This is a genomic window from Maribacter stanieri, assembly GCF_900112245.1.
In the GTDB taxonomy this organism is placed as follows: Bacteria; Bacteroidota; Bacteroidia; order Flavobacteriales; family Flavobacteriaceae; genus Maribacter; species Maribacter stanieri.
In genome coordinates, this window is record NZ_FOYX01000002.1 from 322896 (window position 1) to 345949 (window position 23054).

The following is a 23054-nucleotide window of genomic DNA, read 5'->3' on the forward strand; positions in this document are numbered from 1 at the left end:
TTACTTAAAATAAAAAGGACAGCCTGTTGGCTGTCCTTTTTTTATGTTAAAGACTTAATTTAAACCCAAGCCTAACATTTCTACCTTTCGTAGTAAAAGAAACTACTTCAGTATATTCTTCGTTTAAAATATTATCTACAGCTAAGAATGCTTTTAGATTTGCGCAAAACTGATGTCTCAATTGTAAGTTAGCCAGACTAAAGCTATCTAAAGTTACATCTGAAAAGGTTGCGAAATCTGTATCTGTTCTATCCGATACATATTGATAAGATAAACCTACAAATGTATCTTCCTTGATAACATAACCTAGAGTTGCATTTATCTTACTTTTTGGCACCCTTAACGCCAATCCTTCTTTAGTATTTGTATAGGTATAATTCGTATCAAAAGTAAGTCCTTCTGCTAATTCTGTATCTAATCCAACTTCTACTCCATCAAAATGAGCAGTATCGGCTGAATTTCTATACTGACTCTCAAATGTATTTGGGTCAATAGTTACATATGCTATTCTGTTATCTTCTGTTCTATTAAAATAAATAGCATTAATAATAAAGACATCAGAAACTTTAAATTCAAATCCACCTTCTAAGGTACTATCTTCTTCAGGGTTCAAATCTGGATTAGCTCCAAAAGGACCATACAATTGCGATAGATTTGGCGCAATATAGGAAGTAGCATATGATCCCATAAATTTTAAATATCCATCATTTATATCAAATCTGTACGATGGATTAATATTGTAAATAAAGTTAGAACCATAATTGCTATGATTATTTAAACGTAATCCTGCATTTACATTAATACCTTGATTACCTACATATACAGCATTCAGATAAGGATCTACGGTATTAGAATCGTATTCTTCACTAAATAAAGTCTGATTGTCAATATAGTTTAAACCTACTATGGTATGAATGTTCTCTGAAAAAGTGTACTTATTAAAAACATCTACAATGTATGATTGCGAGTCATAACTCGCAGGAAAAGTAGATTCAAACACCCTATCAATTTGATTAAATGCTGTATTTACATTGATACTTCCATTTTCATACCCGTAAGATGAACTTAGACCAAAACGAGATTGTTCACTGGTAAAATGAAAATCTGCATCTTCAATAGGAAAACCATTATCGTAGTCACTATTCAATTTGTTATAAAATGCAGATGCATTAATTTCAAAACGATCAGAGAATCGGTATCCTAATTTTACATTTCCATCAATTCTTGAAAACTCATCAGATTCTGTTCCTATTGCTGCAGACAAACCATCTGTATATTGATGACCACCAGAAGCAAGTACTGAAAGTTTACCTTGTTTTGCCGTTAAGTTTAAAGTATTCGAAAAATCAGAAAGGTTATAATTTTGATCTGCTTCGGTCTGGTTAGTTCCCATACTCGAAATTACATCTAAAGCGAGTCCTTCTTTTGATGCTTTTTTGGTGGTAATATTTATAACCGCTGTTGCAGCAGAGTTACCATAAAGCGTACTTGCTGCTCCTTTTAAAATTTCAATACTCTCTATTTGATCCGTATTTAATAATCTTAAATCGTACTCTGCGCTGGTACCCGATGGGTCAGATACTTGAATACCATCAATAATAACCAATACCTGGCGATTATTCCCTCCTCTTACATAAGTAGAAAGGTTTTGACCAGCAAAACTTCTGGTACCATTAATTTCAATTCCGCTTTTAGTGTTGATAATTTCTGCAACAGAGCGACCTTGATTTTGTTTTAATTCTTGTTGCGATATGGTAATTATGGTTTTACCTGAGTTTTCACGCTTTAATTGAAAACGCGAATCACTGACTACAACTTCATCTAGTTGTACCGTTTTTGTAGAATCTTGCACTTGCTGTGCTCCTACATTTGCACACAATAATACTGTGACCGCTGTAGGCCACAAAAGATAATTTTTCATTCGTTTAAATTCATAAACGGGAGTGTAGTATGTCTGTACCCATACGTAAACCTTTATCCCGAAAGTTTAACATTTTCTGTTTGAATTAGGCAGGTCTCCTGACTTGTTAAATGCTATTCTGCCTTCCCATGATTTCTGAACCGGTTCAGATTTCAAAGTGGCTTTTGAAGAAAATAGCACCTTCAAAAAAAAGTATTAAACAAAATCTATTTGCCAATAGATAGGTTTAATATCAACTTACAGTTGCGGGAACAGTTCCAGATTTTCACTGGATTCCCTTTTAATTTCATCGCAAAAAGCAATGAAAACCAAAATTCACGGCGAAAGTAAACATTTAGTTTAATCTTTCTAAGTAAACTTTTATAATACTACATTTGAAAACTAGACGAAATTTAATCATGATCAAACGCTTACTTTTTATTAGTTTTTTAATTTTATTATGTACCTGTAAGCAAGAAAAAAAGGATTCAATTCCTGTAAAAAATCCAACCAGTAATATTTCAATACAATACGCTAAAGGATTTACTGTAGAAAAACAACCATCGGGCATTACTATAATTAAGGTACTCTCACCATGGTTAAATTCCGAAAAAACATATACCTATGCATTAATCCCTAAAGAAATTCAAGCTAAGGTATCCTTAAACAGAAATGAGTACGATGCTATAATTTCCACACCTGTAGAAAAAATAGTATTAACCTCAACAACGCACATACCCGCTTTAGAAGAATTAGGGTTATTAGATAAATTAGTAGGTTTTCCAGACACAAAATATATCTCATCTAAAGCTACTAGAAAACGAATTGAAGCTGGTCAAATTCAAGAATTGGGCATCAACGAAAACCTAAATACCGAAGCAGTTATAGCTTTACAACCAGAACTTATTTTTGGCTTCTCCATCAATGGTAGCAATGCTGTTTACGAAACTATTCAACGTGCCAACATTCCTGTTGTATATAATGGAGATTGGGTAGAAGAAACTCCCTTAGGTAAAGCGGAATGGATAAAATTCTTTGCCCCTTTCTTTAATAAAACAAATGAGGCAAATTTGATTTTTACAGAAATAGAAGCATCCTATTTAGAAGCTAAAGAATTAGCCGCTAAAGCTACGAAACGACCAACAGTTGTTAGCGGAGCTCTATATAAAGATGTATGGTATTTACCTGGCGGAAAAAGCTGGGCCGCTAATTTTCTACGTGATGCCAATGCTGATTATCTTTGGAGCACATCTAATGAAAGTGGAAGTCTTTCGTTAAGCTGGGAGAGTGTGCTAGACGTTGCCCAACATGCTGAGTATTGGATTGGTCCTGCTCAATATGCATCATATGACGAAATGAAATCATCAAGTCAGCATTACCAACAGTTTGATGCTTTTAAGAACGGAAAGGTGTTTAGTACCGCCAATACGAAAGGAGAAACTGGCGGCACCTTATATTATGAGCTTGCACCACAAAGACCAGATCTAGTACTAAAGGATTTAATTTATATTTTGCACCCTGGATTACTGCCTAACTACGAACCGTTCTTTTTTAAACCCCTATTATAATTGCTGAAACCACCCACTTATACCATTCATTTTACACTGCTAGTTATTGTTCTACTGGTATGTTTTATTATAAATATTTGTTTGGGTTCTGTAACTATTTCTTTACTAGATACTGTTCAAATATTATTTGGTATCGTTTCAGAAGATTCATCTAACTCCTATATTATTTGGCAATACCGCTTACCAAAAGCTATAACCGCTATTTTGGTGGGCGGCGGACTTTCCCTTAGTGGATTACTAATGCAGACCTTATTTAGAAATCCCCTCGCAGGACCTTATGTTTTAGGTATTAGTTCTGGAGCAAGTTTGGGTGCTGCAATAATAATTATGGGATCTTCGCTATTTTCTGGTTATTTCGCGTTCGCTACTTTTAACGATATTTCTTTAGCAATAGCCTCTAGTATTGGCAGTTTTCTAGTTTTATCTCTTGTGCTAATGGTTGCTTCTAAAATAAAGGACACTATGGCACTATTAATTATTGGCTTAATGTTTGGCAGTATTACAGCTGCCGTAGTCAGTGTACTTTCTTACTTCTCTAAAGCTGAAAAATTACAGCAATATATCTTTTGGTCTTTTGGTAGCTTAGGAAATCTATCATGGTTGCAAATTCTCATTGTTGCCTCTTGTACGGTTATTGGCATACTTTTAAGTATTATGACAATTAAACCACTTAATGCATTTCTATTAGGAGAAAACTATGCCAAGAGCTTAGGTATTCGATTACAAAAATCTCGTTATCTTATAATTATAGCTACAGGCTTGTTGGCAGGTTGCATTACTGCTTTTGCAGGACTCATAGCTTTTGTAGGTCTAGCGGTACCCCATATAACCAGACAATTATTTCACACAACTGACCACAAAATTCAAATACCAGCTGTTTTGTGTTGTGGAGCAATTTTAATGTTAATATGCGATACCGTTGCCCAATTACCCGGATCAGTAAGTGTTTTACCTATTAATGCCATAACAAGTATTTTTGGAGCTCCGGTAGTTATTTGGCTATTGGTTCGCAAAAGAAAAATGATATTTTAATATTAAACTATAAGTCATCCAGAACTTCAATCTAAATAGCACATTAAAAGTTAAAGATTTATCTATTGGCTATGATAAAAAAGTCATTGCTTCTAATATATCCTTTAAATTGAACAAAGGCGAGCTTGCCGCCATAGTTGGTATTAATGGGATTGGAAAGTCAACTTTATTACGGACTCTAGGTAGATTTCAACCCAAAATATCTGGTTCTATAGAAGTTGAAGGTAAGCAGCTAGATTCTTTTGAAGATTTAGAAATAGCTTCAAAAGTGAGTGTTGTACTCACAGAGCCAATAGCTTCTAAAAATTTATCGGTACATGAATTGTTGGCTTTAGGCAGGCAACCTTACACCAATTGGTTGGGAAAACTAACAAATGAAGACATATCAATAATTAACAATAGTATTGCATTATTAGAGTTAGAACCTTTTTTAGAAAAAAAATGTTTCCAATTAAGTGACGGACAATTGCAACGTGTACTTGTAGCTAGAGCCCTAATACAAAATACAGATGTAATTCTTCTTGATGAACCAACCACACATCTAGATTTATATCATAAGGTTCAAATATTAAAACTGTTAAAATCAATTGCTCACGAAACAAATAAAATTATACTATTTACCAGTCACGAAATTGAACTCGCCATCCAATTATGCGATAAGATGTTAATATTAGATGGACTAACAAATTCATTTGATGAACCTTGCAAGCTGATAGCGAATAAAAGCTTTGACTCCCTCTTCCCTACTGATATGATTTCCTTTGATGCTAATACAGGTTCTTTCAGAATAAAGAAATAGGGAATATTCCTATTTCATATAATTCATTGAGTATGTTAATTAAAACAGATAAGCTCTTTTAGAGTTTACTGATCAATCAAGTATCTTTACCAGATTACTCTAGTTAACTGATGAACGAAATCTATATATACTTAATCATAGGAATCCTTTGCCTTGCCATTGGATATTTTCTTGGCAATTATATTCAGCTTCTAAAAACGAAATCTCGTCAAAGTACTTTAGAAGAGCGCGAGCAACAAATGCATAATAACCTATCTGTATTTCAAGAGCGTTTAAAAGAGAGCGAAAAACAAAAATTACAACTACAATCTGAAAAAGAACACCTTGGCAATCAAATTGTACGTTATCAGGCAGATTTAGAAAACTTACAACAAAAGAATAGAGAGCAAAAAGAAGAAGTTGAAAAACTACAAGAAAAATTTACCAAAGAATTTGAGAATCTTGCCAATAAAATTCTTGAAGAAAAGAGTCTAAAATTTACAGAGCGAAACGAAAAGAACATCAAAAACATTCTAACGCCTTTAAATGAGAAAATCTTGCTTTTTGAAAAGAAAGTAGAAGAAAGTCAAAAAGAAAACATAAGCATTCATTCCGCCTTAAAAGAGCAGTTATTAAACCTGCAGACACAAAATATAAAAATTACCCAAGAGGCAGAAAACTTAACAAAAGCTTTAAAAGGCGATAGTAAGATGCAGGGTAATTGGGGCGAATTGGTTCTTGAACGTGTTTTAGAAAAATCTGGATTAGAGAAAGACAGAGAATATTCCGTACAACAAAGCTTTACCCGCGAAGATGGCAGTAGAGTATTACCCGATGTCATTATCAACCTACCTGACGGTAAGAAAATGGTGGTGGATTCTAAAGTATCTTTAACAGATTATGAGCGTTATGTAAATGCTGAAGATGAATTTAAAGAGAAGTATTTAAAAGACCACATAAACTCTCTTAGAAGACATGTAGACCAGCTATCAGCGAAGAAGTATGAAGATTTATATGAAATGGAAAGTCCAGATTTTGTACTCATGTTCGTTCCTATAGAACCTGCATTTGCAATTGCCATAAACCAAGACAATTCTTTATATAACAAAGCTTTCGAACAAAATATTATAATTGTAACTCCCTCCACACTTCTTGCTACCTTACGCACTATTGATAGTATGTGGAATAATGAAAAACAGCAACGCAATGCAATTGAAATAGCACGACAAGCAGGTGCTCTCTATGATAAATTTGAAGGCTTTGTAAATGACCTTATGAAAGTTGGTAAAAAGATGGACGATGCTAAAGATCAATATCGCGGCGCAATGAACAAATTAGTAGATGGTCGTGGCAACATAATCACTAGTATCGAAAAATTAAAAAAGATGGGTGCCAAAGCTAAAAAATCAATACCTGAATCACTTTTAAAACGCGCTATTGATGATGATGATTTTGAAGAAGAACCTAAATTAGAATTATAATTAACAACCATTAACTATATAATTAAATTAAACACATGAAAAAGATAGTCTCATTAATTTTATTAAGCGTTGTAGTAATCTGTGCGCTCTATTACGCATTCATCTATTTTGTGACCTTTAGCGAAGGTGTTCGTTCAGGGGAACTTATAAAAATCAGCCACAAAGGTGTTATAGCCAAAACGTGGGAAGGTGAAATTAGCCAAGGAATATCTGGTGCTCAAATATTCTCATTTTCTGTATTAGACAAGGATAAAGAGGTAATAGAAAAACTGCAAGAATACCAAGGACAATACGTAAAAGTTAGTTATGTAGAACGCTATACCACATTTTTTTGGTTAGGTGATTCAAAATATTTCGTTACCAAAGTACAACCAGAACAATCACCTCATTTTAGAAAATAGACATTTACGTTAAAAAATAAAGACCTTATGGAAAAGTTTAAAAGTGTAAGAGAGTCTAGAGTTTCTATAACAGAATTGATGCTTCCCTCCCATTCTAATTTTGGAGGCAAAGTACATGGTGGACATATATTGAATTTAATGGATCAGATCGCGTTTGCTTGCGCTTCTAAACATTCGCGACAATATTGCGTAACTGCATCTGTTAACCGAGTAAATTTTTTAAACCCTATTGAAGTAGGTGAATTGGTGACCTTAAAAGCAAGTATCAACTATACTGGTCGTACATCTATGGTTGTTGGTGTTAGAGTAGAATCTGAAAACATTACCACAGGCACTAAAAAGCACTGTAATTCATCATATTTTACTATGGTAGCTAAGGGAACAGATGGAAAAAATGTTCCCGTGCCAGGACTAATTATCTCTGATGATCAAGGAGTTAGAAGATTTGCGCGTAGCAAATACCGCAAATTAGAAGCTCAAGAAAGAGATACTAAATTTGAATCAAAAACCTTTAACTCAGAAGATTATATTAAAGAATTGGAATCTGAAAATATAAAGATTGAGCTTAAGTAAGAAGCTTTGCCGCAGCTGCATCTAAAAACCAAACTAAATCTTTGGTTTTTGGTGCAACATGGCTTGCCGGATAAATTAAATACCCTTCTTCCCTGTCAATAATTATTTTAACCTTTTCTGCCTTGGTTTCTCCTGTTACCAAGAAAGCTACTGTTTTGGCATTATTTATAATTCTGCCCGTTAGTGAAACTCTTCTTTGACCAGATTCTGGGTGTATTGCAACTTCACAATTATCCGGTGAAACCCAAAGCTCTATTTCATGAGGAAAAATTGATGCTGTATGACCATCATCGCCCATACCAAGAATAACCAAATCGAACTGAGGCAATCCCAACTCTTTAGGCAATTCTTTCTCCAATAATTCACCATAACGCTTAGCTTCCAACTTTGGATCAGCTTCACCTTTAATACGGTGGATATTTTCCTCTGGTATATCTACCTTAGAGATAAGGTGCTCTACCGTCATTTTATAATTACTTTCCGCATCATCAGGTGCTACACATCTTTCATCTCCCCAGTACAAATGAATATTTCTCCAATTTACATCGCCCGCAAATTCCTCCGCCAGAACATCAAACACAATTTTAGGGGTACTACCACCAGATAAGGCTATATGAAAAGCCTTCTCGTCTGCAGATTTCTCTATAAGGTATTTAGAAAACTCTTCCGCTACCTTTGTTTTATTTTGATAAACTTTTACTTCCATCTTTTCTTAAAACTTTAATTATTCCTCTTCCTACTTAACAGATTACACAATAACCAGATTCATCTGCTAAATTCTCACTAGGGTTACGCCATTCCCCAACTCCTTCAATAAGCTCATTCGCATTTTCAGGTCCCCAAACTCCGGCTGCATAACCGTACATTTTAACATCCTTTCCATTTTTCCAATATTCTAAAATAGGATCAACAAATGCCCAAGCTGCTTCTACTTCATCAGCCCTTGCATATAAAGTAGCATCGCCTTGCATTGCATCAAGCAAAAGACGCTCATAAGCTTCCATTACATTAGTTTCCGTTAAACTAGAATAGTAAAAATCCATATTGGCACGTTCCACTTCAAAACCTTGACCAGGAACTTTTACTCCGAACTTTATCAATATACCTTCATCTGGCTGAATACGAATAACCAATTTATTATCCTTATTACTGATACCCGATTCCTTAAAAATCTGATGATGTGGAGTTTTAAAGTGTATAACAACCTCAGTTACTTTGGTTGGCATACGTTTTGCCGTTCTAACATAGAACGGTACATCTGCCCAACGCCAGTTATCTACAAAGAACTTAATTGCAGCAAAGGTTTCTGTAGTTGAATTATTATCGACACCTTCTTCTTCTCTATAACCTTTTACCTCTTGACCATCAATTTTAGAAGATACATATTGTGCTCTTATAGTATTGTCATAAAGCGTTTTCTCATCCGTCATTATTTTAAGTGACTTCAACGCTTTCAACTTTTCATTACGAATTTCCTCTGCATCTGCGCTTAAAGGCGGCTCCATCACAATTAAAGCTACTATCTGCAATAAATGACTTTGAAACATATCTCTTAAAGCACCAGACTTATCATAATAACCTCCTCTTTTCTCAACACCTACACTTTCTGCATTGGTAATCTCTACATGATGTATATAATTCCTATTCCAAAGTGGCTCAAAAATACTGTTGGCAAAACGCGTTACTAGTAAATTCTGTACCGTTTCCTTTCCTAAATAATGATCTATTCTAAAAATTTGACCTTCTTTAAAATAGGTATGCAAACCATCGTTTAATTCTTTAGCAGACTCTAAACTATAACCAAATGGTTTTTCAACAATAATTCTTCTCCAACCAGTAGTCTCTTCATTTAGTCCTTGATCAGATAAATTTTTTGCAATAGGCTCATACAAACTTGGCGGTGTAGACAAGTAAAACATATGATTACCATTCGTATTATATTTTTGATCTAAATCTGAAATCCTTTTTTCTAAACGCTCATATGAAGTGTCATAATCTGATCCTAAATCTTCATAAAAAAGTTTATCGGCAAATTTTTGAATATAATCCTCGTCAAACTCTTCTCTTTCTTTTTCTAGATAAGGGCTTTCTAGAACTACCTTACTTCTAAATTGCAAATCGCCCAAATCACTCCTACTCACACCAAGAACCACAAAATTTTCAGGTAGGTCATTGCCTTTATATAAATTGAAAATTGCGGGTATTAATTTCCTTGCTGTTAAATCTCCAGATGCCCCAAAAATTACGAGCATTTGATTTTCTGTCTTTTTCATTATGGGTTGATATTCTTTATTATTCAAATATCTTAAAATCTAAGCCATTATTGGTCTTCTTTAAGACGGAATTTGGAATTAAAGTCAATATTTTAAATTATTTTTGATTGACATTATGTTGCTAACAACATATAAATAGAGTGTTGTAACATTTTTGTATTTTTTAATTAAAAAACAATCAATTTATGTATGATTTTGGTTTAGTAGGTCTTGGAGTAATGGGACAGAATTTTATTCTTAATGTAGCTGATAATGGGTTTTCTGCTTACGGATATGATTTAGATGAGGAAAAAGTAGAGGCTTTAAAGACTTTAGGAGGAGATTTAGATAAAGTAAGTGCATCTAGCAATATAAAGACATTCGTAAAAAATTTAAAACAGCCGCGTAAAATAATGTTATTGGTACCTGCCGGTAAAATTGTAGATGCGGTTATTGAATCTTTACTACCACATATTGACAAAGGAGATATCATCATTGATGGTGGTAACTCTTTCTTTACAGATACGGACAGAAGAGAGGCGCAATTACAAGAAAGAGCAATTAACTTTTTTGGTGCCGGAGTTTCAGGTGGTGCAAAAGGTGCTCGTAAAGGCCCAAGTATTATGCCTGGTGGCTCAAAATCTGCATATGAACATATTAAACCAATTTTTGAAGCGGTATCCGCTAAATATAATGGTGAACCATGTGTTGCTTATTTAGGTCCAAAATCTGCTGGTAACTATGTAAAAATGGTACATAATGGTATAGAATACGGCTTAATGCAGTTAACTTCTGAAATTTATGATGTACTAAAAAGAGGGGGCGATTATACAAACGATGAATTACATAGCACTTTTGCAAAGTGGAATTCTGGAAGATTACAATCTTTCCTAGTTCAAATTACTTCTGAGATATTTGAGCAAGAAGATGACCTTGTAAAGGGACGTTTAGTAGATCAGATTCTAGATAAGGCTAAGCAAAAAGGTACTGGTAAATGGACAAGTCAAAATGCGATGGATTTAGGCATTCCCGTTCCATCAATTGATGTTGCCGTTAGCATGCGTGAACTTTCTGCTTTAAAAGAAGAAAGAGTTAAAGCCGATGCTCTTTATGATAGACCATCTGTTGCCCACATGGATAAAGAAAAATTAGAAGAGCTTACCGAAAAAGCATTATTCTTCTCTTTCATTATAACATATTCGCAAGGCCTGCACCAACTAGCAGATGCTTCTAAAGAATACGGTTATGATTTAGATATTGCTATAATTGCAAAAATATGGAGAGCTGGTTGTATTATACGCGCCGGTCTTTTAGCTGATATTACAGAAGCTTTTAAAGCTGAACCTACTTTACCTAATCTTTTACTTTCTCCAAATTTCGTGAGTAAAATAAAGGAAACTGTTGGTGCAGCTAGAGAATTGGTTGCTTTTGGAGCACAAAATGGAATTCCATTACCAGGTTTGTCAAACTCGCTTACATATTTTGATGCGTATACCTCTAGCAAATTGCCGTTAAACTTAATTCAGGCGCAACGAGATTATTTTGGTTCACATACTTATGAGCGTTTAGATCGTGAAGGTATTTTCCATACAGAGTGGGAAGATTAAAAATCATCATTTGAGAAAATTAAAAACTGTTATACATAGTATTTGCCTTTTAGTAATTGTTGTAACGACCATAGTGTCTTGCAAAGAAAAATCGACGGAAGAAATTCCTGTAGAAGTTCTTGATAATCATACATTAGACAGAAAGGCAAATGCTATTTTAATAGATTCGCTGGTTAGACAGGTTTACGTACCTATCTATTCGGATATCTATAATCAGACTAGAGATTCTAGAACATTGCTAACAGCTACGCTAAGCATTAGAAATACAAGTTTAAAAGATAGCTTGTTCGTAAGTAAAATAGATTACTATAATACTGAAGGAGATTTGGTTAGGAGCTATATTGACTCCCCTATATACCTCACCCCTATGGAATCTATTGATTACGTTATTGAACAGCAAGATACCTCTGGTGGTAGTGGTGCAAATTTTATGATAGATTGGTATTCAAAGAAACAATTGAACCCATTATTCCAAGCCGTTATGGTTGGTGGATTGGGAGCTCAAGCCTTTTCATTTACTACTGAAGGAATTGAAGTTATTGAGTAATAACCTCAATACATTACCTTAAGAAATTTAAAAAGTCTTTAATTCATACCGTCTATTATGTATTCCATTTACGTTATTGAATTATCAAAAAAAGTGTTCACTGAAAATAGAAAGTTCAGAGAAGCCAATCCGCAATTTAACGGAGTTCTTGAATGTCTATATGTAGGCATGACAAGTAAGACACCCAAAGAACGATTTGATCAACATAAAACTGGTGCTTTAAGTAAAAAAGGTCATAATCTATCTTCAAAAATTGTTCATAGATATGGCATGTATTTGCGTGGCAGTCTTTTCAATCATATTGAACCTATAAAAACAAGAGCAGATGCTTTGCATATGGAAAAGCAATTGGCTCTTGAACTTAGACGTAAAAAATACGCGGTTTGGTTTAATTAATATAAACTCTATCATTTATTTAGGAAGTGGAGTTACTGCATCTAGAAGCTCATCTTCCATACCATAGTATTTCAAAGCAAAACCGAAAGCGATTACCGAAAGAATAACTCCTACAAGAAACACCGTATAAGTCCAACGTAATAATCGGTACTTTTCTTGTAAAACCTTACCCAAGTAATACAAATCCATACTTAAAGAATCATAAATTGATTCTTTACTTTTGATGATATCTCTTAGTTTAGATTTAAAATCATTTAAATCCATCGTATGGAAATTCCCAAAAAATAAGAAGTTAGTATCCTTCTTTTTGATATCATCTTCGACTACATCTTCATTAGTAACTTTAGGACGCGTTGCTAATACGGACATTATCATAGATGCTATACTGAACAATACAAATATTACCGTTGGATAAATTAAATACGAATTTGATGGTGAATCTAATTTCGGTATCAGATTAGCTAGTAACAATGAAATAATAATAGCATTTACAGAAAGTAGAATATTTGCTTTAGTATCTGCAATATCACTTAATTTAATATGGTTTCTAAGCTCTATACGATACAAGGACTGAATTGCCCTTTGCGGACTCTCATCTTTCAATCTAGCTTTTAAAACCTCTTTCTTTTCTGTCTTTTCTGACTTTTGTAACCTAGAAATCAACGAAAGTATATTATTTTCTTTTTTTTCTTGCCAATTCTCCTTGGCATAGTCGGTGTAAAAACGATGCTGAATACGTAGTTTTTCAACGTAGTTTAAACGCCATGTATCTAGGTCTGGAACAGATTTATCAAAATTCTCTAATTCAAGCCTTAGCAATTGCAGCATTTCCTCAAAATTCTCTGATGCATAAAACCAACAGCTAACGTCTTTTAAAATAGCCTCTTCATCATTTTTAGGGTTTTCATCTTGCCACGGACAACTTATTAAACTATGTATTTGATCAATATCATTTTGATCAACTTTATTTTCTTTTAGAAAACTTGAAGCCAACTGAAGACTCTCATTTAAATGATTTTCATAATCTACCGCATAACCTGAATAAAGAAACCAAGCAGCTATTATAACTCTATTTTGATCAACTTGTTGATTGCCACTTTCGCTTAGAATCTTATTTACTTCTACAATAGTCTTTTTAGCATACCCTTGACTATGAAAAAGAAAGTTCTTATTCATTTGATCTGCTAAAAGATTCTTAATATATTTTTCGACTTTATCTACTATAAGTTCATTCATGATTGTGAGTTTGTTGGTTTACTAGGTGTATTAGATAAATAATTGACTCCCATTTTTCAATTGCCTTTTATTAATTGACACAATTAAAACATGCCATTTGAGATTTAGTCAATTTTAAATCATCTGAACCTTTCAATGCTTTCGTTAATTCCTCTGCTTTAATTAGTTCTTTTTTAAATCGAATAGCATAATCTAGTAGCTTACCTCGCCTACTTTTAATCTTTGCTATTATTTCATTACCATCCAATTCGAAAATATCATTAGACCATACACCAAAAGATTCATTTATAGCTTGATCAGTCAATAATACTTGTAATTGCCTAGCTTCTTTTTCAAATACCGTTTGTGGAATATCCCTCATAAAATAAACATCGAATGGAGATATTAAACCTGGTAGGAAATCTATCTCTTTTTCAAAAGATTGTACTTCGGGAAGAAAAGCTTGATTAGAGATTAATGTAGGTAGAATACCTTCTAAATTAAAGAATGCATTATCCCTATCGCACGGCAAAGGAATAGCATTTATGGAATCTCCAATATTTTCAATTGCCCAGCCCCACTGTTTGGCATGGCGATCCCAATCACCAATAAGCAAATCAAACAGCCTTGCTCTAACTAATGAATTCTCATCTATGGCAACTTTATTCGGGTATTTAATTTTTAACTCTTGTAAGTTATCTGTGTCTACAAGAGAATCTACATTAACCTTATTTAACCACTTCGCATTACCTTCTGTTTCATATTCTAATTGAAACAAACGATTGCCAAACTTTGCATTATAATTATCAAGCGCTGCCTGTTTTGGAACAAATACCAACTTTGGTTGAGTATTGAATATTTTAGCCTTTTTAGACAACTGCGCTACTACTAGAGCTGCGTATGGATGTTGAGCTGAAATACCATCAACAACTATATTTTCTATTCCCAAGGTCTCGGCTATTTCAGGTATTAAAGGAGAAGGATCTTTTGATACACTTCTCAAAGTCATTAATGTGCCATCATCTCTCTTTAACTTTAAAGAGTGGGTTTGTTGACCGCCACCTTCTTCTAGTATTTTTACATTGCCTTCCAAATCATTTAAATACAGAATTGACACTTTAACTGGGGTTGCCCATGCCTTTCTATATTGTGCGCCTTGCATGACATTTTTTATATCATTCGCTTCATATAAAGTACTTGCCGCTACTAATACAGAATCATACTTTTTAAAATCTATTTTTTCGACATCAGAAAATCCTACAATCTCACAGGTGTCAAAAGTTTTATTAGTACTTGATAAAGACCAATATGCCAATCCAATAAAAATCAACACTATTAAACTTAATAAAATAATTATTTTTTTCACCTTCTTTTTTTAAAAATCTATTCCTGAACAAGAATAGCTATAAAAGGAGATTTAGGATTACCTAATAAAATTAATTTTTAACCTTATAAAAGATGGATTAACCTATTAAAAACCACATCTAACACAATAGCAAATCAATCAGTTTAGTGTTAAAATTTTATGGATATGTTATTTTAAAATGATTAAATTTAAAAGTTACGTAATGAACTTATCTTAAAATATCTTTTATGACCGGATTAATAATGGATTACCCACTAACCACTAATACCATATTAAATTATGCAAACAGTGCTTTTCCAGATAAAAAATTAATCTCTTACTTACCAGATGGTAGTAGACATGAATATTCGTACGGCCAACTTTACAAACGATGCTGTCAACTCGCTAATGCCCTAAAAAATAAATTAGGAATTACTAAAGGTGATATGGTTGGCACCTTTGCATGGAATCACTACCAACATGTTGAATTATACTATGGTATACCAGGAATAGGTGCAATTTGCCACACCATCAATATCAGATTATCATCTCAGCAGACAGAATTTATTATTAATCATTCTGAAGATAAAGTGATTTTTGTTGACGCCACATTAGTCCCTTTATTAGAAAAAATAGCTCCAAAATTAGAAACAGTAGAAAAATATATTATCATAAATGCCCCTAAAGGCTTTACCACTAATCTCCCCAACATCATTCATTATGAAGATTTAATAGGAGAGCAATTAGAAACAATTGATTGGCCTGCGATATATGAGAATGATGCCAGTGGTATGTGTTATACAAGTGGTACAACAGGCATGCCTAAAGGAGTTTTATATTCCCATAGATCAACTTATTTACATGCCATGACTATACTATCGCCTAACGCAGGTAATTACAACAATAATGATATTATATTATTAGTAGTACCTCAATTTCATGTTATGGCTTGGGGTTTCCCCTATATGTGTTTATTATCTGGATCAGATATGGTAATGCCATCATTACATTTACGACCAGATGCAATTATAAGAATTCTAGAAAGTGAGAAAGTTAACAAAGCAAATGGGGTACCCTCTATTTGGAGAGGAGTTTACGAAGAAATGAAAAAGAACCCTCCTAAAAACAAATTAGCCTTAGAGGAATATTTGGTAGGCGGTTCAGCTCTATCCGCCAGTCTTATTGAAAATTTTGAAAAGGATTTTGGTATTAAAGGAGTGCAAGCCTGGGGTATGACAGAAACTTCACCTTTAGGTACAGCTAGTAGACTTCAGAAAAAGCATAAAAACTTAAGCGAAAAAGAACAAATAAAAATACGGGCAAAACAAGGCATTGAATTTCCAGGCATAGAAATGCGAATAATTGGTGATGACGGCGAAGTAGCTCCTAGAGATGGTAAAACTATGGGAGAACTGCAAGTAAAAGGAGCCTGGGTAATCAAGTCTTATTTCAAGACTAATAGCCGCGATAGCTTTACTAAAGACGGTTGGTTTAGAACTGGAGATGTAAGTACTATAGATGCTGATGGCTATATGGAAATAACAGACCGTACCAAAGATTTAATTAAAAGTGGTGGAGAATGGATTTCTAGTGTTGCGCTGGAACTAGCGCTAATGTCTCATTCCAAAATCAAAGAAGCTGCCGTAATTGCAATACCTGATAAAAAATGGTCTGAACGACCTTTGGCAACATTAGTACTAGCGGATGAAAATGATCCTGTTTCTACTGAAGAATTGAAAGAATTTTTAGCCAAGGATTTTGCTAATTATCAAATTCCTGATAACTACGTAACAATAAATCAAGTACCAAAAACAAGTGTTGGTAAATTTGACAAGAAAGAAATAAGAAGATTATACGCAGAAGGGAAACTCTAATTTATTTCAAGTTTCCCTTCCGTTTATAATATTAGTCTTAAAATAAGACTATTTACTTAAATACATTTTACGTCTAGCGTATAAGTTGTAAAATTCATCATCTTTAAGACTATCGATGAAAAGAATACTCTCTCCTGTACTCTTCATTTCAGGACCTAAGTTTTTGTTTACATTAGGAAATTTATTGAAAGAGAATACCGGTTGTTTTATTGCAAAACCTTCCAATTGAGGGTTGAAGTTAAAATCTTTCACCTTCTTCTCCCCTAACATCACCTTAGTTGCATAGTTTACATATGGTTCTTTGTAAGCTTTCGCTATAAAAGGCACCGTTCGAGATGCTCTAGGGTTTGCTTCGATGATATAAACAACGTCATCTTTTATTGCAAACTGAATGTTGATAAGACCTACCGTATTTAATGCTAATGCAATTTTCTTGGTGTGATCTTTAATCTGCTGCATTACGAACTCACCTAAATTAAATGGTGGTAATGTTGCATTAGAATCTCCCGAGTGAATTCCACAAGGTTCAATATGCTCCATAATTCCGATGATATATACATCTTCACCATCACAAATTGCATCTGCCTCCGCTTCTATAGCTCCATCCAAATAATGATCTAGCAATAACTTGTTATTCGGAATCTTTCTCAAAAGATCTACTACATGCTCTTCTAGTTCTTCTTTATTAATAACGATCTTCATTCCTTGACCACCTAAAACGTATGAAGGTCTAACCAATAATGGAAAATCAAGTTCATCTGAAAGTGCTAAAGCTTCATCTGCAGTTTCAGCAACTCCAAATTGTGGGAATGGAATATCATTTTCTTGTAAAAGTTTAGAAAAACTACCTCTATCTTCCGCTAAATCCAAAGACTCAAAACTTGTACCTATAATCTTTATACCATATTTAGATAGCTTTTCTGCTAACTTAAGTGCTGTTTGCCCCCCTAATTGAACTATAACACCTTCCGGTTTTTCATGACGAATGATGTCATATATATGTTCCCAGAATACAGGTTCAAAATAAAGCTTATCCGCAGTATCAAAATCAGTAGAAACCGTCTCAGGATTACAATTAATCATTATGGTTTCATAACCACATTCTGCAGCTGCCAAAACCCCATGCACACAACAGTAATCAAATTCTATACCTTGACCAATTCGATTAGGCCCAGAACCCAAAACAACAATTTTTTTCTTATCAGAAACTATACTGTCGTTTTCTACATATCGGGTACCGTCCGGTTTTTCAATTTCTTCTTCAAATGTTGAATAGTAATAAGGCGTCATGGCCTTAAACTCTGCCGCACAGGTATCAACTAATTTATAAACTCTGTTAATTTTAAGTTCTGTACGCTTATTATATACTTCACTCTCATAACAATCTAGCATATGTGCAATTTGTCTATCCGCAAAGCCCTTTTGCTTAGCTTCTAGCAATAAATCTTTTGAAAGTGTCGCAATAGTATATTTTGTAATCTCTTTTTCTAAAGCGTATAGTTCCTCGTATTGTTTCAAGAACCACATATCTATTTTTGTAATCTCATGAATACGACTCAATGGTATACCCATTTGTATAGCATCATAAATTACGAATACACGATCCCAACTTGGTATTGTTAACTTACTTATTATTTGTTCGTAATTCTTATAACCTTTACCATCTGCACCAAGCCCATTTCTTTTAATTTCTAAAGACTGTGTTGCTTTATGTAATGCTTCCTGAAATGATCGCCCTATACCCATAACCTCACCTACAGATTTCATCTGTAAACCAAGAGTACGGTCAGAACCTTCAAATTTATCAAAGTTCCAACGTGGTATTTTTACGATAACATAATCTAATGTTGGTTCAAATAAAGCTGATGTGGATTTTGTTATCTGATTGTCCAACTCATCTAACGAATAACCAATTGCCAGTTTAGTAGCTATTTTAGCAATAGGATATCCTGTTGCCTTAGATGCCAAAGCAGAAGACCTAGATACTCGTGGATTAATTTCTATGGCAATAATATCTTCTTTCTCATCAGGACTCACTGCAAACTGTACATTACAGCCTCCTTCAAAATCACCGATACTGCGCATCATTTTTATCGCCATATCTCTCATTTTCTGAAAAGTACGGTCAGATAAGGTCATTGCAGGTGCAACTGTAATAGAATCACCTGTATGAATACCCATAGGGTCCATATTTTCAATGGTACAGATAATTACAACATTGTCATTTTTATCACGGAGTAATTCCAATTCATATTCTTTCCAACCCATTAAGGCTTTATCGATCATTACCTCATGTATTGGAGAAATTTCCAATCCGTAGCTTAATTGCTCATCAAAATCTTCTGCCTTATATACTATAGATGCTCCAGCACCACCAAGTGTATAAGATGCACGTATTACCAATGGAAAACCAAATTCTTGTGCTATTTCTTTCCCTTTTAAGAAAGACGTTGCTGTAGCTTGGGGTGCCATTCCTATGCCAATTTTAAGCATTAGCTCCCTAAACTGCTCTCTATCTTCAGTGATATTAATAGCATCAATATCAACACCTATTAACTCAACACCAAAATCTTCCCAAATTCCTTTCTTATCAGCTTCAATACATAAGTTTAATGCTGTTTGACCACCCATTGTTGGCAAAACCGCATCTATTTGTGGATGAGCTTTTAATATTTCTACAATAGATTTTGTAGTTAAAGGTTTCAAATAAACATGATCCGCCATTGTCGGATCAGTCATTATTGTCGCTGGGTTACTATTAATTAAGATAGTTTCAATACCATCTTCACGTAAAGAACGTAAAGACTGACTACCTGCATAATCAAATTCACAAGCTTGACCGATAACAATAGGACCTGATCCTATTAATAAAATTGAGTTTAAATCTTTTCTTTTTGGCATTTTTGAATTGAGTATTTTGGGAATTGGACAAAAAAAAGGTGCTACTTTCGAAAAAGTAACACCTAAATATTTTAAAAACTATACAATCATTATTTTTTATGTCTTGTTTCAGAGGAAACAGTCAACTTCTTTCTTCCTTTTGCTCTTCTTCTAGCAAGAACCTTTCTACCGTTTACGGAAGCCATGCGCTCACGAAAACCATGTTTGTTCTTTCTTTTTCTCTTTGACGGCTGATATGTTCTTTTTTGTCCGGGCATGTCTTAAACCTTTTCTATTATTTTGATATTTTACAGAATCCTCTGTGAAACTGGGCGCAAATATACAAAGAGTTTTTTCTTTGACAAGCGATATGAAAAAAAAATTTTTTTATTAATCCGTACGTCTGAAAACCTAGCTTTTAACTAATTTTGCCAGAATTAAAACTAAACACTGTATTAGCTTATTTTATTAGGGCTCCTAATTACTCTAAGCTTTTCAAATCAGATAAAAATCTACATTATATGTTCAATAAAAATTTAAAATTGGTTATTGCAGGATTAATAATTGCTTATGCAATCTATCAATTTATAGAAGACAACATTGGAAATGGTATCTCACTTATACTTTTATCTACGATTTTTATCTTTTTATATTTTAGAAATGAAATTATCCTCTTGTCATTTTTAAGAATGCGAAAGCAAGATTTAGCCGGTACAAAGAAATGGCTAGATAAAATTAAAAATCCAGAAGCAGCATTAACTGTAAAGCAACAAGGATATTATAATTACCTACATGGTATCATCTTTTCTCAAACAAATTTGACCCAAGCAGAAAAATACTTCAAAAAAGCATTAAAACTTGGTCTTACCATGGACTACGATGTTGCCATGGCAAAATTAAGTTTAGCAGGTATCTCTATGCAAAAACGTCGAAAAAGAGAAGCCACCATGCTTTTGAACGAAGCTAAGAAATTAGATAAAAACAACATGTTGACGGATCAAATAAAAATGATGCAACAACAGATGAAAAAAATCTAAATTTATTTCGATTCGCGGTAATATCCTTTATTAGGAATTTCTACTGTATATTTTTTACGAGAGCTATTATTTAAATGTGGCTCTCTTAACCAAGGATTATGGCGTTTTAATATTTTGTAATTGATTTCATATTTCTGAGCGAAATCTGCAAAATCACTAACCGGTTGATCTACTTCTACCGTAAACGTAGGTACCGCCTCATACATATCCTCTTTATCAACATGAAAACCATATTTTTCTGGATTAGCTAGAATCTCTTTTATAGCCATAATTCTAAAAACATATCTTCCTGTTTCACTACCAAGTAATAAATCCCAGTAATTATCTACTTGCTGTATACCCATATACTTATTAATAGCTCCAGGACCTGCATTATAAGCCGCAGCTGTTAACGCCCAACTACCATATTTACTTTTCCATTTGTTCAAGTATTTGCAAGCTACCTCTGTAGACTTTTCTAAATGATAGCGCTCATCAACATTAGAATTCACTTCAAGACCGTACTCCCTACCCGTTTCTCTCATAATTTGCCAAAAGCCTGTAGCACCTGCAGGTGAAACCACATTTGTTAAACCACTTTCCGCCACTGCCAAATATTTAAAATCATCAGGAATACCATTTTTAGCCAATATTGGTTCTATTATCGGGAAAAACTTATTTGCTCTTTTGATCAACAATAAAGCGTTGGACTGCCAATACGTGTTTACCAAAAACTCACGATCTACACGTTCCATTATTTCAGGATCCTCTTGAGGCACAATTTCCCCTGCAAAATTTAAATTCTCAGGGATATCTATAGAAGAAATTTTATATGATTTAGCCACGTTAACCTGAACACTATCGTTTACGACAATTTTATCGTTCACCTTAACAGCATCAGTACTTTGTACCGCAAATATTAATGTACCTGCAACAAACACCACACCTAATAACATTAATATATTCTTAATAGTTTTCATGAAATTTATATTTTAAATTATTTGAACCAATTTTTTAGTCTACCAAAGGTATATATAGAACTATCTTATTCCAAAATAATTGTTGGCAAGTTCTCGTTAAACCACTTCGCCCTATGAATTATCATAGTATGAGTTCCATTGACAACATGAATACAATTATCTATATATGTTATAGGGAATACAGTATCCTTTTCCCCGTGTATGTGTACCAAATTCTCACATGCCACATCTTGGCTCCAATTAACCATTTCATTAATACACCAATCTATATATCCTTTATCTCTAACTGATAAATATTTCTCATACAAAGAGAGTCGTTTGGTAACACTTTCGCCAAAAGCATATTTAGCTAACAATTCAACATTATTTACCAAACCTGTCGGAAGCAGCTTATGAACCTTAGTATACCTAGCAAACAACATACGCTTTGGCAATTCATGTTTTGTTTTTACACTAGATACGATTATCACCTTCCTAACCTTTAAAAATTTTGACATCTCTTGGACTAAAAGTCCACCAAGTGACACACCCAAAAGGACACTGTTTTCATGATGTATTCTTTCGCACATATTTTTAGCATAATCACTAAAGGAAATACCTTTTGCAGGAACACTCCATTCTAAAAAATGTAACTCAAATCGTTCTTCTGGCAATTTTATATATTCAAAAATAGCTGAACTCGCTGCCATTCCTGGCATACAATACACATGAATTCTATTATCAATCATAGTTATGAAACGTAGTAAAAGCTAGGAAATTAGGGATTTTTTAACTACTTTTGGAAAAGAATGCGAAAATCACCTAGCAATATTAAACAATATTCTTTATAGCATTTTAATCACGACAAATTACGATATGAGAACATCGTAATTTTTTTGTCTAGTAGCAACACTAAAATAATCTATATGAACGATGTTATTATTAAAGACAATTCTTTTCTTCGCCAATTTGAAACCACAGTTAACGGACATCTAGCAAGAATAGAATACTCTTCTCAAGAACGTAAAGTGTTTCTAACTAAATTAGTAGTTCCTGAAGAAATTACGGATGAAAATTTTAGAGAAAACTTCATCAAAGCCGTTCTAAGTATAATTCAAGAAAGAAACCTTAGAGTTGTACCAACAAGTCCTCATATAGCAGGATTCTTAAGAAAAAACCGACTACAGTACAAAGAAATGCTACCTATTGGCATTCGTATCTAAAAAATTA

The 23054-nt window shown here is 33.6% G+C and carries 21 protein-coding genes and 1 riboswitch; of the genes, 12 read left to right on the plus strand and 9 right to left on the minus strand.

Translation table 11 applies throughout. The features are described 5' to 3' along the window. Positions 1-46: 46 nt before the first annotated feature. On the minus strand, positions 47-1921 hold the full coding sequence (locus BM296_RS11915) for a TonB-dependent receptor plug domain-containing protein (RefSeq protein WP_091903232.1): 1875 nt from the start codon (positions 1919-1921) through the stop codon (positions 47-49). A gap of 71 nt (positions 1922-1992) precedes the next feature. Continuing rightward, a riboswitch (cobalamin riboswitch) is annotated at positions 1993-2249 on the minus strand. A 70-nt stretch (positions 2250-2319) separates the two neighbouring features. Between BM296_RS11915 and BM296_RS11920 the strand changes: the two genes are divergently transcribed. From BM296_RS11920 to BM296_RS11945, 6 genes are all read left to right on the plus strand, one after another. Next, complete coding sequence (locus BM296_RS11920) at positions 2320-3468, plus strand: ABC transporter substrate-binding protein (RefSeq protein WP_091903233.1); 1149 nt, start codon at positions 2320-2322, stop codon at positions 3466-3468. After that, on the plus strand, positions 3469-4500 hold the full coding sequence (locus BM296_RS11925; RefSeq protein ID WP_091903234.1) for a FecCD family ABC transporter permease: 1032 nt from the start codon (positions 3469-3471) through the stop codon (positions 4498-4500). It begins immediately after the preceding gene. Between the two features lie 97 nt (positions 4501-4597). After that, positions 4598-5299 (plus strand): ABC transporter ATP-binding protein, encoded by a 702-nt coding sequence (locus BM296_RS11930; RefSeq protein WP_317041540.1) that lies wholly within the window; start codon positions 4598-4600, stop codon positions 5297-5299. A 110-nt stretch (positions 5300-5409) separates the two neighbouring features. Continuing rightward, the gene (gene rmuC / locus BM296_RS11935; protein WP_091903236.1) at positions 5410-6759 is read left to right on the plus strand and encodes a DNA recombination protein RmuC; all 1350 of its coding nucleotides are present in this window, start codon (positions 5410-5412) and stop codon (positions 6757-6759) included. A gap of 35 nt (positions 6760-6794) precedes the next feature. Then, a complete protein-coding gene (locus BM296_RS11940; protein ID WP_027067340.1) occupies positions 6795-7160 on the plus strand; it encodes a hypothetical protein in 366 nt (121 codons plus the stop codon). A gap of 27 nt (positions 7161-7187) precedes the next feature. Beyond that, on the plus strand, positions 7188-7733 hold the full coding sequence (locus BM296_RS11945) for an acyl-CoA thioesterase (protein ID WP_027067341.1): 546 nt from the start codon (positions 7188-7190) through the stop codon (positions 7731-7733). Here the strand turns inward: BM296_RS11945 and pgl are convergent. Then, positions 7726-8439, minus strand: a complete 714-nt coding sequence (pgl, locus tag BM296_RS11950; RefSeq protein WP_091903237.1) for a 6-phosphogluconolactonase — start codon at positions 8437-8439, stop codon at positions 7726-7728. The genes BM296_RS11945 and pgl overlap by 8 nt on opposite strands. Before the next feature lie 34 nt (positions 8440-8473). Further along, entirely contained in the window at positions 8474-10006 is a 1533-nt protein-coding gene (gene zwf / locus BM296_RS11955; protein ID WP_091903238.1) for a glucose-6-phosphate dehydrogenase, read from the minus strand. Positions 10007-10191: 185 nt separating this feature from the next. Here zwf and gndA point away from each other — a divergent pair, with 185 nt between their 5' ends. From gndA to BM296_RS11970, 3 genes are read left to right on the plus strand one after another with little or no spacing between them, the layout of a single operon-like run. Beyond that, the gene (gene gndA, locus BM296_RS11960) at positions 10192-11592 is read left to right on the plus strand and encodes an NADP-dependent phosphogluconate dehydrogenase (RefSeq protein ID WP_091903239.1); all 1401 of its coding nucleotides are present in this window, start codon (positions 10192-10194) and stop codon (positions 11590-11592) included. Between the two features lie 10 nt (positions 11593-11602). Continuing rightward, a complete protein-coding gene (locus BM296_RS11965) occupies positions 11603-12139 on the plus strand; it encodes a DUF3124 domain-containing protein (protein WP_177214955.1) in 537 nt (178 codons plus the stop codon). Between the two features lie 57 nt (positions 12140-12196). Then, positions 12197-12535 (plus strand): GIY-YIG nuclease family protein, encoded by a 339-nt coding sequence (locus BM296_RS11970; RefSeq protein ID WP_091903241.1) that lies wholly within the window; start codon positions 12197-12199, stop codon positions 12533-12535. Between the two features lie 15 nt (positions 12536-12550). Here the strand turns inward: BM296_RS11970 and BM296_RS11975 are convergent, their stop codons facing one another. Next, on the minus strand, positions 12551-13771 hold the full coding sequence (locus tag BM296_RS11975) for a Pycsar system effector family protein (protein ID WP_091903242.1): 1221 nt from the start codon (positions 13769-13771) through the stop codon (positions 12551-12553). Positions 13772-13841: 70 nt separating this feature from the next. Then, positions 13842-15116 (minus strand): hypothetical protein, encoded by a 1275-nt coding sequence (locus tag BM296_RS11980; protein WP_245787011.1) that lies wholly within the window; start codon positions 15114-15116, stop codon positions 13842-13844. Between the two features lie 227 nt (positions 15117-15343). Between BM296_RS11980 and BM296_RS11985 the strand changes: the two genes are divergently transcribed. Next, positions 15344-16969 carry a long-chain fatty acid--CoA ligase gene (locus BM296_RS11985; RefSeq protein ID WP_091903243.1) on the plus strand — a complete coding sequence of 542 codons (1626 nt, stop codon included), beginning with the start codon at positions 15344-15346 and terminating at the stop codon, positions 16967-16969. Positions 16970-17017: 48 nt separating this feature from the next. Here BM296_RS11985 and carB read toward each other — a convergent pair whose 3' ends face one another. Together carB and rpmH are read right to left on the minus strand one after the other, a co-directional pair. Continuing rightward, on the minus strand, positions 17018-19870 hold the full coding sequence (carB, locus tag BM296_RS11990; RefSeq protein ID WP_027067350.1) for a carbamoyl-phosphate synthase large subunit: 2853 nt from the start codon (positions 19868-19870) through the stop codon (positions 17018-17020). An 89-nt stretch (positions 19871-19959) separates the two neighbouring features. Continuing rightward, positions 19960-20127, minus strand: coding sequence for a 50S ribosomal protein L34 (gene rpmH / locus BM296_RS11995; protein WP_027067351.1), 168 nt, complete (start codon positions 20125-20127; stop codon positions 19960-19962). Between the two features lie 243 nt (positions 20128-20370). Between rpmH and BM296_RS12000 the strand changes: the two genes are divergently transcribed. After that, a complete protein-coding gene (locus tag BM296_RS12000; protein WP_091903244.1) occupies positions 20371-20886 on the plus strand; it encodes a hypothetical protein in 516 nt (171 codons plus the stop codon). Positions 20887-20888: 2 nt separating this feature from the next. Here BM296_RS12000 and BM296_RS12005 read toward each other — a convergent pair whose 3' ends face one another. Beyond that, positions 20889-21845: a lytic transglycosylase domain-containing protein gene (locus BM296_RS12005; protein WP_027067353.1), complete on the minus strand. Its 957-nt coding sequence runs from the start codon at positions 21843-21845 to the stop codon at positions 20889-20891. A gap of 65 nt (positions 21846-21910) precedes the next feature. Then, positions 21911-22573, minus strand: a complete 663-nt coding sequence (locus tag BM296_RS12010) for an alpha/beta hydrolase (RefSeq protein WP_091903245.1) — start codon at positions 22571-22573, stop codon at positions 21911-21913. 177 nt (positions 22574-22750) lie between these two features. Between BM296_RS12010 and BM296_RS12015 the strand changes: the two genes are divergently transcribed. Continuing rightward, positions 22751-23047: a GNAT family N-acetyltransferase gene (locus tag BM296_RS12015; protein ID WP_027067355.1), complete on the plus strand. Its 297-nt coding sequence runs from the start codon at positions 22751-22753 to the stop codon at positions 23045-23047. Positions 23048-23054 lie beyond the last annotated feature (7 nt).

Excerpts from the sequence above, each read along its gene's own strand:
- BM296_RS12015 (WP_027067355.1), top strand. The coding sequence starts at position 22,751 with ATGAACGATGTTATTATTAAAGACAATTCTTTTCTTCGCCAATTTGAA.
- BM296_RS12010 (WP_091903245.1), bottom strand. The coding sequence starts at position 22,573 with ATGATTGATAATAGAATTCATGTGTATTGTATGCCAGGAATGGCAGCG.
- BM296_RS11975 (WP_091903242.1), bottom strand. The coding sequence starts at position 13,771 with ATGAATGAACTTATAGTAGATAAAGTCGAAAAATATATTAAGAATCTT.
- rmuC (WP_091903236.1), top strand. The coding sequence starts at position 5,410 with ATGAACGAAATCTATATATACTTAATCATAGGAATCCTTTGCCTTGCC.
- rpmH (WP_027067351.1), bottom strand. The coding sequence starts at position 20,127 with ATGCCCGGACAAAAAAGAACATATCAGCCGTCAAAGAGAAAAAGAAAG.
- BM296_RS11985 (WP_091903243.1), top strand. The coding sequence starts at position 15,344 with ATGACCGGATTAATAATGGATTACCCACTAACCACTAATACCATATTA.
- carB (WP_027067350.1), bottom strand. The coding sequence starts at position 19,870 with ATGCCAAAAAGAAAAGATTTAAACTCAATTTTATTAATAGGATCAGGT.
- gndA (WP_091903239.1), top strand. The coding sequence starts at position 10,192 with ATGTATGATTTTGGTTTAGTAGGTCTTGGAGTAATGGGACAGAATTTT.
- zwf (WP_091903238.1), bottom strand. The coding sequence starts at position 10,006 with ATGAAAAAGACAGAAAATCAAATGCTCGTAATTTTTGGGGCATCTGGA.
- pgl (WP_091903237.1), bottom strand. The coding sequence starts at position 8,439 with ATGGAAGTAAAAGTTTATCAAAATAAAACAAAGGTAGCGGAAGAGTTT.
- BM296_RS11970 (WP_091903241.1), top strand. The coding sequence starts at position 12,197 with ATGTATTCCATTTACGTTATTGAATTATCAAAAAAAGTGTTCACTGAA.
- BM296_RS11945 (WP_027067341.1), top strand. The coding sequence starts at position 7,188 with ATGGAAAAGTTTAAAAGTGTAAGAGAGTCTAGAGTTTCTATAACAGAA.
- BM296_RS11915 (WP_091903232.1), bottom strand. The coding sequence starts at position 1,921 with ATGAAAAATTATCTTTTGTGGCCTACAGCGGTCACAGTATTATTGTGT.
- BM296_RS12005 (WP_027067353.1), bottom strand. The coding sequence starts at position 21,845 with ATGAAAACTATTAAGAATATATTAATGTTATTAGGTGTGGTGTTTGTT.
- BM296_RS11920 (WP_091903233.1), top strand. The coding sequence starts at position 2,320 with ATGATCAAACGCTTACTTTTTATTAGTTTTTTAATTTTATTATGTACC.
- BM296_RS12000 (WP_091903244.1), top strand. The coding sequence starts at position 20,371 with ATGTTCAATAAAAATTTAAAATTGGTTATTGCAGGATTAATAATTGCT.
- BM296_RS11940 (WP_027067340.1), top strand. The coding sequence starts at position 6,795 with ATGAAAAAGATAGTCTCATTAATTTTATTAAGCGTTGTAGTAATCTGT.